The 10,893-nt window shown below is 62.6% G+C and carries 10 protein-coding genes and 1 pseudogene; 3 read left to right on the top strand and 8 right to left on the bottom strand.

The genetic code is table 11. From position 1 onward, the window contains the following. Positions 1-9: 9 nt before the first annotated feature. The 3 genes and pseudogenes from NKI25_RS18265 to NKI25_RS18255 all read right to left on the bottom strand — a co-directional run bounded on the left by NKI25_RS18265 (position 10) and on the right by NKI25_RS18255 (position 2,937). Positions 10-681: an ABC transporter ATP-binding protein gene (locus NKI25_RS18265; RefSeq protein ID WP_352593657.1), complete on the bottom strand. Its 672-nt coding sequence runs from the start codon at positions 679-681 to the stop codon at positions 10-12. Then, positions 678-1,920: pseudogene (locus tag NKI25_RS18260) on the bottom strand (ABC transporter permease). Before NKI25_RS18260 ends, NKI25_RS18265 begins: the two are co-directional and overlap by 4 nt. Positions 1,921-1,926: 6 nt before the next feature. Further along, positions 1,927-2,937, bottom strand: coding sequence for an efflux RND transporter periplasmic adaptor subunit (locus tag NKI25_RS18255; protein WP_502897400.1), 1,011 nt, complete (start codon positions 2,935-2,937; stop codon positions 1,927-1,929). A gap of 136 nt (positions 2,938-3,073) precedes the next feature. Between NKI25_RS18255 and NKI25_RS18250 the strand changes: the two genes are divergently transcribed. From NKI25_RS18250 to NKI25_RS18240, 3 genes are all read left to right on the top strand, one after another. Next, positions 3,074-3,766, top strand: coding sequence for a TetR/AcrR family transcriptional regulator (locus NKI25_RS18250; protein WP_352568680.1), 693 nt, complete (start codon positions 3,074-3,076; stop codon positions 3,764-3,766). A 27-nt stretch (positions 3,767-3,793) separates the two neighbouring features. Continuing rightward, on the top strand, positions 3,794-4,186 hold the full coding sequence (locus NKI25_RS18245) for an MmcQ/YjbR family DNA-binding protein (protein ID WP_352568681.1): 393 nt from the start codon (positions 3,794-3,796) through the stop codon (positions 4,184-4,186). Positions 4,187-4,373: 187 nt separating this feature from the next. Next, positions 4,374-5,831 (top strand): NCS1 family nucleobase:cation symporter-1, encoded by a 1,458-nt coding sequence (locus tag NKI25_RS18240; RefSeq protein ID WP_352999034.1) that lies wholly within the window; start codon positions 4,374-4,376, stop codon positions 5,829-5,831. 30 nt (positions 5,832-5,861) lie between these two features. On the opposite strand, the gene NKI25_RS18235 is transcribed toward NKI25_RS18240, so the two are convergent. The 5 genes from NKI25_RS18235 to tpiA all read right to left on the bottom strand — a co-directional run bounded on the left by NKI25_RS18235 (position 5,862) and on the right by tpiA (position 10,893). Next, entirely contained in the window at positions 5,862-6,401 is a 540-nt protein-coding gene (locus tag NKI25_RS18235) for a DUF1697 domain-containing protein (RefSeq protein WP_352998921.1), read from the bottom strand. An 11-nt stretch (positions 6,402-6,412) separates the two neighbouring features. Then, positions 6,413-8,041: a CTP synthase gene (gene pyrG / locus NKI25_RS18230; RefSeq protein ID WP_023674960.1), complete on the bottom strand. Its 1,629-nt coding sequence runs from the start codon at positions 8,039-8,041 to the stop codon at positions 6,413-6,415. A gap of 147 nt (positions 8,042-8,188) precedes the next feature. After that, positions 8,189-9,310 carry a L,D-transpeptidase gene (locus tag NKI25_RS18225; protein WP_352998919.1) on the bottom strand — a complete coding sequence of 374 codons (1,122 nt, stop codon included), beginning with the start codon at positions 9,308-9,310 and terminating at the stop codon, positions 8,189-8,191. A gap of 199 nt (positions 9,311-9,509) precedes the next feature. Further along, entirely contained in the window at positions 9,510-9,962 is a 453-nt protein-coding gene (gene secG / locus NKI25_RS18220; RefSeq protein ID WP_254817294.1) for a preprotein translocase subunit SecG, read from the bottom strand. Between the two features lie 163 nt (positions 9,963-10,125). Next, positions 10,126-10,893, bottom strand: a complete 768-nt coding sequence (gene tpiA / locus NKI25_RS18215; protein WP_023674957.1) for a triose-phosphate isomerase — start codon at positions 10,891-10,893, stop codon at positions 10,126-10,128.

Raw genomic sequence — 10,893 nt, 5'->3', positions numbered from 1 at the left:
TGGCCCGGTTCAGCTGATCTTCCCGTCCACCATGTGAATGCGGCGATCCATGCGTGCGGCCATGTCGAGGTCATGCGTGACTGCCACGACCGTCTTGCCGCGTTCGCGCACCAAATTCTGCAGGATTGTGAACACCTGCTCCGAGCTCTTGCTGTCGAGGCTCCCCGTCGGCTCGTCTGCCAGGATAAGCGGCGGGTCGTTGGCGAGCGAGCGTGCCACCGCGACGCGCTGACGCTGGCCTCCCGAAAGCTGGTCCGGCCGCTTTTCGAGATGTTCGCCGAGCCCCAGCGATGACAGCAACTCGCCAGCCCGTTCGCGCATCACGGGTCGGGCCAGCCGACCAAGCTTGCGCATTGGAATTTCTACATTTTCGCGCGCCGTGAATTCCGGCAGAAGGAAATGAAACTGGAAGACGAAGCCCAGCGTCGAAAGCCGTGTCTGCGCCCGCTCCCTTTCATTCATAGGCTCGCTATCGCGTCCGCCTATCCTCAAGGTCCCGCCTGTCGGCCGGTCGAGCAGCCCAAGCAGATAGAGCAGCGAGGACTTGCCGGAGCCGGAGGGACCGGTGACGGCGACGAATTCGTTGTCGTTGATCGTGAGCGTGATGTCCTTGACCAGCGTAACGGGGACCGTCTCTGGCAAGATGCGGGTCAGTCTCTCGGTCTCGATGAGTGCGCTCATGTCGCGCCTCTTATTATGTCGACCGGATTCAGGCGCGCTGCACGGCGCGCCGGCAGGTAGCCAGCCACCGCCGCCGAGCCCAGTGCGAAGGCCGAGGCGATGATATAGTGGGTCAGGCTCCAGGCTATCGGCAGCCGGGTCATCTCCTGGCCAGTCGCGGCGATCTCGAAACGCACCAGCGACAGTGCATAGGTCATGGAGAAGCCAAGCACCCCGCCGAGCACAGAGCCGGCAGCGCCGATCGCCACGCCTTCCAGCAAAAAGAGCCGGCGCATGTCGGACTCCGGGAAGCCAAGCGACTTCATGATGGCGATGTCGCGCGCCTTCTCGTGCGTGATGGTGGAGATGATGTTGTAGATGCCGAAGCCAGCAACCAGCATGATCGCGCCGACGACGGTGTACATGATGACGTTGCGCACGACGAGCGCTTCAAGGATCGATTCATTCGCCTCCTGCCACGCCACGGCCTTGTAGCCCAGTTCGGCCTCGGCTCGATGCGCCACCGCCGCAGCGCGGTTGGGGTCGTCGAGCTTGATGCGGATCTCGTTGATGGCATTCGGACGCGCGGAGAGGATTTGCGCGTTCTTCAAAAGCACATAAGCTTCGCCTTCGTCGCGCGCGGTAGTGCCGGTGTGGAAAAAGTCCGGCGATCTTGAAATTGCGCGTCAGCCCTTCGGAGGAAACCGCCGTTATCGTGTCGCCGAACCCGGCGCCGAGCCGGTTCGCCATCGTGTCGCCGATGAGCACGTTGTTGCCGCCCGCGGCAAGTGCCGAAAAGCTGCCTTCGACGAACTCTCCGACGATCGGTGAAACGCCGGTCTCGCGCTGCGGATCGACCCCGATGATAGCTGCGCCCACTTCGCGGCTGGAATAGCGGATCACGCCCTGCGTCTTTAGGCTTGCTGCGAACCGGCCGGGAATCCAGCTCTCCAGCCAGGAGGTCGCGGCGGTCGGGTTGATGATGCCGCGCCGATCGTCGCGTGGCCGGAGCCCCGAGATGGCGGCGGTCTCGAAGTAGTCCTCGGCCGGCTGCCGGCGGGCGGTGCGCTGCTCGTCGGTGATGTCGACATGCGGCATCGTGTCGACGAGCTGCCTGACGAAATCGTCCTGCCCGCCCTGCATCAGCGCCGCCATCGCAATTGAGAAGCCGACACCCACCGCGACGCCGACTATGGCGACCAGCGTCTGGCGGCCGCGGCCGGCGATATGCGTTACGGCAATGTCGACGATCAGCGCCATCGTTGCCTATCTCTCCTGCGCGGCGGCGATGTTCACGCGCGCACCGTCGCCGAGGTCAGCGGGATAGGGCGAGATGACGCGAGCCTTCTCATCGACACTAGAGATAACTTCGACGCCATTGGTGCCGCGAATGCCCGTTCGGATTTCACGCCGCCAGGCCTTGTCGCCTTCGACTACGAACACCTTGTTCCCATCCACCGCAACCGACGGGATCAACAGCGCATTTTTCGAAACGCGGATGACGATGTTCACGTCGGTCGACATGCCTATACGAAGCGCCGTATTGTCCGGCAGGCGGAAGCGGACGCGATAGGTCTTCGTCACCGGATCGCCCTTGGGCGTGATGCTGTCGACCACCGCTTCCAGATTCTGCCGAGGGAACGCATCGGATTTAAGCAGCGCGCGCTGGCCGATCTCGACCCGTGGAATGTCCTCCTCGTTGACCTCGGCGACCACCAGGAGCGGCTTCGGCTCGCCGACCCAGAACAACACGGCGCCGAGTTCGGCGATCTCACCGACCTCGCCGTCCTGCCTGAGCACGATACCGGCGCTCGGCGCTCGTAAGACGTAGGTGTCGAGCCGCGCTTTCTGTCCGGCAACCAGCGCTTCGATCTGGCCAAGCTCGCTTTGCGCGCGATCGAGCGCCTGCTGGCTTGCCGCACGCCTTTCGGCAAGCACGGTCAGCCTCCGGAGCTCTTCCTGGGCAAGTGCTTGACGCGCTTCGATCTCGCCAAGCACGGCCCGGGCCTCGCTGTCGTCGAGCTTGGCGAGCACATCGCCTTGTGCAACCCTCGACCCCTCGCAATTACACTGCTCGACGATCCTCTCGCGGACAACGGGAGTCACCTTGGCCCAGGTTCGCGGCTCGACTGAGCCACTCGCGTAAACGATCTCCGCCGCGTCGCCGCGTTGTGGCGTCACGATTGAAACCTTGGCCGGCTGCCACACATACCAAGCGCCGAAAGCAGCAGTCGCCGCGACAAGAACGATGCCGACAGTCCAGCGTATCCGTCGCAAGAAGCTCTCCTTCCACCATCGAATGCGAACGTCGGAGCGGTGGCAGACATAGCATTAGACCGACCGTCGGTCTATAAAAGTTGCATAAAGAAACGGTTCGTGCTCCTCTTGCCCCCTGTACTTTGTGAGGTCGATTTTGCCCCGAGTGATAAAGCCCCCGGAGATACGATCCACCGAGCTCCTCGACTGTGCCCAGCGGCTTTTCTTCGAGCATGGCTACGACAACACGACGGTGAACGACATCATCCGCGAGGCCGGCTTGTCGAAGGGTGCGTTCTATCACTATTTCGCGTCGAAGGAGGCCCTGCTGGAGGCGCTCGCCAGACGTCTCGCACGTGACAGCCTTGCCGAGCTGCAACCCCTCCTCGACGATCCGTCACTCGATGGGATTGGCCGGCTCAATGCACTCTTTGCCGGCTCGCGACGGCTGAACGTCGAGCTTGCCCCGCAATTGCGAAAAACGTTCTTCGTCGTGTTCCGGCCCGAGAACCTTGCCCTCTTCCATCGGGTCGACCAGGCGGCCAGGGAACTGGCCGAGCCGATAATCACAAATCTGCTCAGGAAGGGAAGCGAGGAAGGCATTCTCGACGTGCCCGACCCGCAAGCTTTTGCCGAGATGTTCCTGCAACTCCGGCTGACCTTTCGGGACGTGATGCACCGCGCCCTGCTACAGGCCGAACAGGGTAATATCGACGAAGCAGCGCGGCTGCTCGAGGGCCGATTGCGGCTCTACGGCATCGCAATCGACCGGCTTTTGAAGTTGCCCGATGGAACGATAGAAGCCGTGCAGCCCGGTTTTGCCCGGGCTTTTCTCGAAGCCGGACCGTAAACCGCTGACAGCGATGGAGGAGAGTTGATGAGTAGGAAATCGCGCGCTTCGACCGATGCCGTTCTCAAGGAACTGCGCGCCTTCGGCCTCACCTATCCGGGCGCCGAGACAAAGACTCCGTGGCCTGGTCACGACGATCTCGCGGTGAAAGGAAAGACCTTTGCTTATTTGAGCCTTGAAGGCGAACCGTTCAGCATCTCCCTCAAACTCCCCTACAGCGGCGACGAGGCGAGAAAGCTCCACTATGCGTCGCCGACAGAGTATGGCCTTGGCAAGAGCGGATGGGTGACGTTCGAACCAGCACCGGACGAACTGCCACCGATCGGACAACTGAAGTCATGGCTCGATGAGAGTTATCGCGCACAAGCGCCCAAAAAGCTTGCCGCCCTGATCACGCACAAGGTGGACTCGCGAGCTTAGGTCGAGCGATCGGTGTCACCCCACGAATCGTCGGCGCTAGAAGCTCAACGACGCCACGCCGATAAGCGCCTTTTTCATTGAATGTCTTTAAGTCCAAAGCCGGCAAATCGTCTGCTTGCCGGTTCCCCTGCGTCAGGCTTAACCTGCGTGCCATGCGTGGAGGCGCGTGCGGTAACAAGGGGAGGACATAAATATACAAGGCGCATCACCGGACCTGTACAATGAGGATCTCGCACCGGCGAAGGTTCGAAACTGGGGACCGTTCTCGATCTTCAACGTCTGGACGTCGGACGTCCACAGCCTGTGGGGCTACTATCTCGCTGCCAGCCTGTTCCTGTTCTGCGGCGGCTTCGTCAACTTCATCATCGCCATCGGTATCGGTTCGCTGATCATCTATGCGTTGATGAACATGGTCGGCTATGCCGGTATGAAGACCGGGGTGCCCTACCCGGTCCTGGCGCGTGCCTCCTTCGGCATCTGGGGCGCCAACATACCGGCGCTGGTGCGCGCCATCGTCGCCTGCTTCTGGTACGGCGCGCAGACGGCGGCCGCCTCCGGGGCGATCGTAGCCCTGCTGATCCGCTCGCAATGGTTCGCCGACTTCAACCAGAGCACCCATTTCCTCGGCCACTCCGGGCTCGAGGTGATCTGTTTCGTCATCATCTGGGCGCTGCAGCTCCTGATCATCCAGAAAGGCATGGAAACGGTGCGCCGCTTCCAGGATTGGGCCGGACCGGCGGTGTGGGTGATGATGCTGATCCTGGCGATCTATCTTTGCATCAAGGCAGGCACCTTCGCTTTCACCAGCGACATCCCGATGGATGTGCTGCTGGAAAAGACAAAGGACGCGGGCGTGCCGGGCACGCCAGGCTCCTGGACCTCGCTGTTCGCGGTGGCCGCGATCTGGGTGACCTATTTCTCCGCGCTCTATCTCAACTTCTGCGATTTCGCGCGCTACGCCCCGGACAAGGCATCGCTGCGCAAGGGCAACATCTGGGACCTGCCGGTCAATCTTATCCTGTTCTCGCTGGTCGCCGGCGTCACGACGATCGCCGCCTTCGACGTCTATGGCGAGGTGCTGCTGCATCCCGACCAGATTTCGGCGAAATTCGACAGCTGGTTCCTGGCGGCGCTCGCAGCCCTGACCTTTGCGGTGGCGACGCTCGGCATCAATGTGGTGGCGAACTTCGTGTCGCCGGCCTTCGACTTCTCCAATGTCTTTCCACGCCAGATCGACTTCAAGAAGGGCGGCTACATCGCGGCGCTCATCGCGCTGGTGCTCTATCCATTCGCGCCCTGGGAAGGCAGTGCCGCCTCCTTCGTCAACATCATTGGCGCGACGATGGGGCCTATCTTCGGCGTGATGATGGTCGACTATTACCTGATCCGGAAGGGCGAGGTCGACGTCGAGGCGCTCTACAGGGAGAATGGCGAATTCCGCTTTCAGGGCGGCTGGCATGTCAATGCCTTCATCGCCGCCGGTATCGGCGCGGTCTTCTCCTCGATCCTGCCCAACTTCACCAGCCTGCTGCCGTCATGGTGGGGCGTCTATGGCTGGTTCTTCGGCGTGGCAATTGCCGGCGTCATCTATTACGTGCTGCGCACGATGGCACTCGGTGCCGGAGCCAGGATAGCCAAGGCCTGAACGGAGTCGGGGCGGCGCGAGCCGCCCCGTTCATTCTGCGACCATCTTGGCCAGGCGGCGCACGGTGTTCCAGTTGCGCGACGTGCCGACGCCGAGACGTCTGTGGCTCACCGCCGCAAACAGCCGCGAACTCGGCGTCTCGCGGGAAAAGACGATCCAGATGTCGCCGCCGACAATCCGCAGCCTCTCGTCCTTGCCGGCATATGCCTCAAGCGCCGCGGCGGTCTCGGCGGGAACGGGCGCCCGCATCACGCGCACCGCCACCTGGTCCGCGGCCTCGGCCGATTCGGCTGGGAACGGATTGCCGGCCGCCAGCCTTAGCCAGCCGTCGGCGCAGCGCACGATGATGTCGACGTGGCGGCCGAAAGTCTTTGCGAACGCCGCCTCCAGCCGCTGCTCCAACGCCGCAAGTTCTGTTTCTTGCGCCTCGAAGACCAGATTGCCGGTCGCTACCAGCGTGCGCGGGTTGTTCAGACCCAGGCCTTCGGCCATCGCCTTCAGATCGGACATGACGACCCGCCGCCCCTCGCCCAGGACAATGCTGTAGAGCAGCGCGACGTAAGTTTGCATGGGCGGCTAGTCTAGACCAGCCGCGACTGCTCTACCGCCGCCTCGATGAAGCTGGCAAACAGCGGGTGCGGATCGAGCGGCCGGCTTTTCAACTCGGGATGGTACTGCACGCCGATGAACCAGGGGTGGTCGGGATATTCGACCGTTTCCGGTAGCACGCCGTCCGGCGACATGCCGGCAAACACCAGGCCGCAATCCTCGAGCCGCTCCTTGTAGTCGACATTGACCTCGTAGCGGTGGCGATGGCGTTCGGAAATCTGGGTATCGCCATAGATCTCGGCGATCTTCGATCCCTTGGCGAGGTCGGCCTGGTAGGCACCGAGCCGCATGGTACCACCAAGGTCGCCGGTTTCCCTGCGCTTTTCCAGCATGTTGCCCTTCAGCCATTCGGTCATCAAGCCGACGACCGGCTCCTCGGTTGGACCGAACTCGGTCGATGATGCGCGCTCGACGCCGGCCAGCGAACGCGCCGCCTCGATGCAGGCCATCTGCATGCCGAAGCAGATGCCGAAATACGGCACCTTGCGCTCGCGCGCGAACTTCGCCGCCAGGATTTTGCCCTCCGAGCCGCGCTCGCCAAAACCGCCGGGGACGAGAATGCCATGGACCTTCTCCAGCCACGGCGCCGGGTCTTCCTTCTCGAATATCTCGCTTTCGATCCAGTCGAGCTTGACCTTGACCCGGTTGGCGAGGCCGCCATGCGACAGCGCCTCGATCAGCGATTTGTAGGCGTCCTTGAGGCCGGTATATTTGCCGACGACGGCAATGGTCACTTCGCCTTCCGGATTGTGGATGCGGTTGGACACCGCTTGCCACCGTTCCATGCGCGGCTTCGGCGCCGGATCGATGCCGAAGGCCGCCAGCACTTCCGAATCCAGCCCTTCATTGTGATAGGCCATCGGCACGTCGTAGATATGCGGGACGTCGAGCGCCTGGATGACGGCGCTTTCGCGGACATTGCAGAACAGCGACAGCTTTCTGCGCTCTTCCTTGGGGATCGGCCGGTCGGCGCGGACCAGCAGTATGTCGGGTGCAATGCCGATGCCGCGCAACTCCTTGACCGAATGCTGCGTCGGCTTGGTCTTCAGTTCGCCTGCCGTCGGAATGTAAGGCATCAAGGTCAGGTGGACGTAGACGGCGTTGTTGCGCGGCAGGTCGTTGCCGAGCTGGCGGATCGCCTCCAGGAACGGCATCGCTTCGATGTCGCCGACGGTGCCGCCGATCTCGCACAGCACGAAATCGTAGTCGTCATTGCCGTTGAGGACGAAATTCTTGATCTCGTCGGTGACGTGCGGAATGACCTGCACGGTAGCGCCGAGATAGTCGCCGCGCCGCTCGCGCTCGATGATGTTCTTATAGATCCGGCCTGTGGTGATGTTGTCTTGCTGGTTGGCCGAGCGGCCGGTGAAGCGCTCATAATGGCCAAGATCGAGATCGGTCTCGGCCCCGTCATCGGTCACGAAGACTTCGCCGTGCTGATAGGGCGACATCGTGCCGGGATCGACATTGAGATAGGGATCGAGCTTTTTGATGCGTGCGCGATAGCCCCGCGCCTGCAAGAGAGCCCCAAGGGCCGCTGCAGCAATGCCTTTTCCAAGTGAGGAAACCACGCCGCCTGTGATGAATACATATCGCGCCATGGGAGTCATCGCTTAACGCGGCCGAATTGATTCCGCCAGAGAAAAAACCGCCGCGAAGGCTTTTTCCCAAGAAGGCGCTCTGGTCGTTGGCGTATCAAAACAAAAAGGCCGGCGAGGCCGGCCCTTTTGGCACGATCTGTCAAAGCGTCAGATGATGACGACTTTGGTGCCTACTTTCACCCGGCGGTAAAGGTCCATGACGTGCTCGTTGATCATGCGGAAGCAGCCATTGGAGGCGCTGGTTCCGATCGACTGCGGCGCGATGGTGCCGTGAATGCGCAGGTGGGTATCTTTCTTGCCGTCGTAAAGATAGATGGCGCGCGCACCGAGCGGATTGTCGCCGCCGCCGGGCATGCCGTCCTTGTACTGGCCATAGTGCTTGGGTTCGCGCTTTTGCATATCCAGCGTCGGAATCCAGCGCGGCCATTCCTGCTTGTCGCCGACGGCAACCGTACCTTTGAACTGCAGGCCTTCCCGGCCGACCGCGATGGCATAACGGCGGGCGGTTGACGATGATTCGACGAGGTAGAGACGACGGGCGCTGGTATCGATGACGATGGTGCCGGGGTTGTAGCCGGTGAATTCGACCTCCTGCGGCACGAATTCCGCCTTGACCTTGAACTGCCGCCTGGCCTGCTTCCTTTCGAGCGCGGCGTCGAGCGCGCGTGTTTCCGGAAGCAGCGACATCGACGAAGTGGATGTGCCGCCGAACAGTCCCGCGAACAGCCCGACGCTCTGCGGCTTCTGCCCGACCGGTTCGCTGCGCAACTCGCCATTGTTGCCGGTCAGCGCAACGTTCATGGCCTCGGCCGGGATCGGCTCGGCCGACTGGATCGGCGCAATGGGCGTAATCGGTTCGATGATGTTGACGGTCTTCTTCTTGGCCGGCGTGGCGTCAGCCACCTTGGCCGTTGCGAGCGGCTGGCTCTTCTTGGCAAGGAACGCCTGCCGTTCCGCATCGGCTTTGGCTTTCGCCGCCTCGCGCATCGCTAGCTTCCTGGCTTCGAGTGCCTTGGCGCGAGCGGCTTCCTTGTCGGCTGCGATCTTGGCTTCGATCTTGCGGATCTGCGCAAGGTCGTCCGGCGTCGGATCTTTCTTCTTCTTGAGAAGCTTCAATTGCGCTGCATCGCTTTTGGCAGCGACCTTGACGACGTCGGTTGTTGTTGCGGCTTTGTGGGCCGAGTTTGCCGTCGGCATGGCCGCGTAAGCGGGCGCACCTAGGCTGAGCACGGCACAAAGGCCGGCAAAAATGAAGCTGCGAAGCTGCATGGGGAAGATCCGATCGTTCAATGCTTGTTGCCCACGGCGTCGCCCGGCGCCCCCCAAGGACGCCGAGAATGCCGCGTGCAACCTATAATCGATTAGCCGGAAGCGCCTCAAGCGTGAGGCGCAGTCGAATCTTCGTGATCGTGCGGCATTTGCCGCGACTGTGTTCAAACGACAACAGATCGCGGCATAAGTTGCCCTATTACTGGTTGGGGACCTGCGGCGTGGCCGGCGCGGTGGCGCCGTTTGTCGCTGGCGGCGTCGCCGGAGCGGTTGCCGGCGGCGTCGTTGCCGCGCCATTGCCGGACGGCGGGGTCGGCGCCGTGGTGCCCGAAGGCGGCGTCGGCGTCGTGGTTCCAGGCAATTGGTTGAGTACGCCCTTGCCTGCTCCGTCCGAGGTCGCCGGCACGCGATCGAGAATGTCGATCGGCTTCTCGCCATAGCGCGCAACGATCGACAGTGTCAGCGAAGTGACGAAGAAAGCGGCAGCCAGGATCGCCGTCGCCCGCGTCAGCGCATTGGCGGCGCCACGCGCGGTCATGAAGCCCGATCCGCCGCCGATGCCGAGGCCGCCGCCTTCGGAGCGCTGCAGCAGCACCACGCCGACAAGCGCGAGCACGACCATGAGGTGGACGACGATCAGTACGGTTTCCATAATTTACCCTGGCAAGGCCTTGTGCGGCCGCTGATTTGGAGGCGGCTCAATACAATGCTTTGACGGCATTTCCAAGCCCGTGGCCGGAATATGGGAAGCAATGCGTCCTTTGCAACGATTTCGGCGCCGGCCGTCCGCTCAAATGCAGCAAGCAGCCCTTGTATCAAGCGATGTTTCGATAGGCTTCCGCGATGCCGAGGAAGTCCGCCGCCTTTAGGCTGGCGCCGCCGACCAGCGCGCCATCGACATTCCTGACGCCGAGCAACTCGACGGCGTTGGACGGCTTGACCGAGCCGCCGTAGAGAATGCGCATCTTGGCCGCCGTATTGCCGAGCTTCCGTGCCAGTTCTTCGCGGATATGCGCATGTGCCTCGGCGACGTCGGCGGCGGTCGGGGTCAAGCCGGTCCCAATCGCCCATATTGGCTCATAGGCAATGACGGTGTTGGAAGCCGTGGCGTTTGGCGGGACCGAGCCAGCGACCTGGCGCGACAGCACGTCGAGCGTGGCTCCTGCTTCTCGTTCGGCTCTTGTCTCACCAATGCAGATGATGGCCACCAGCCCGGCGCGCCATGCGGCGGAGGCCTTGGCCTGGACCAAGGCATCGTCCTCCTTGCGATCGGCGCGGCATTCGGAATGGCCGACGATGACATGGCTGGCACCTGCATCCTTCAGCATCTCGGCCGAAATGCAGCCGGTATAGGCGCCGCTTTCCTCGGTGTGGCAATCCTCTCCGCCGGCCCGCACCGGCGTGCGCGACAGAATCTCGGCGGCGTGCGCAAGCAAGGTCGCCGGCACGCAGACCACCGCTTCGGTCTCGGCGTCGAGCCCACTCATGAAGCCGTTGCCGATCATCCTGAGCTCGTTGAGCGAGGCGCTAGTGCCGTTCATTTTCCAGTTGCCGGCGACGAGCGGGCGGATTCCAGGCGTCAT

Source organism: Mesorhizobium sp. M0808 (assembly GCF_040320025.1).
Lineage (GTDB): Bacteria > Pseudomonadota > Alphaproteobacteria > Rhizobiales > Rhizobiaceae > Mesorhizobium.
Note: the sequence above shows the minus strand (reverse complement) of the source record. Positions and strands in the feature narration are given on the sequence as shown.

What these genes read in the sequence shown, in the direction of transcription:
- secG (WP_254817294.1), bottom strand. Translation starts at nt 9,962, where the DNA reads ATGGAAACCGTACTGATCGTCGTCCACCTCATGGTCGTGCTCGCGCTT.
- NKI25_RS18235 (WP_352998921.1), bottom strand. Translation starts at nt 6,401, where the DNA reads ATGCAAACTTACGTCGCGCTGCTCTACAGCATTGTCCTGGGCGAGGGG.
- NKI25_RS18245 (WP_352568681.1), top strand. Translation starts at nt 3,794, where the DNA reads ATGAGTAGGAAATCGCGCGCTTCGACCGATGCCGTTCTCAAGGAACTG.
- pyrG (WP_023674960.1), bottom strand. Translation starts at nt 8,041, where the DNA reads ATGGCGCGATATGTATTCATCACAGGCGGCGTGGTTTCCTCACTTGGA.
- tpiA (WP_023674957.1), bottom strand. Translation starts at nt 10,893, where the DNA reads ATGACGCCTGGAATCCGCCCGCTCGTCGCCGGCAACTGGAAAATGAAC.
- NKI25_RS18265 (WP_352593657.1), bottom strand. Translation starts at nt 681, where the DNA reads ATGAGCGCACTCATCGAGACCGAGAGACTGACCCGCATCTTGCCAGAG.
- NKI25_RS18225 (WP_352998919.1), bottom strand. Translation starts at nt 9,310, where the DNA reads ATGCAGCTTCGCAGCTTCATTTTTGCCGGCCTTTGTGCCGTGCTCAGC.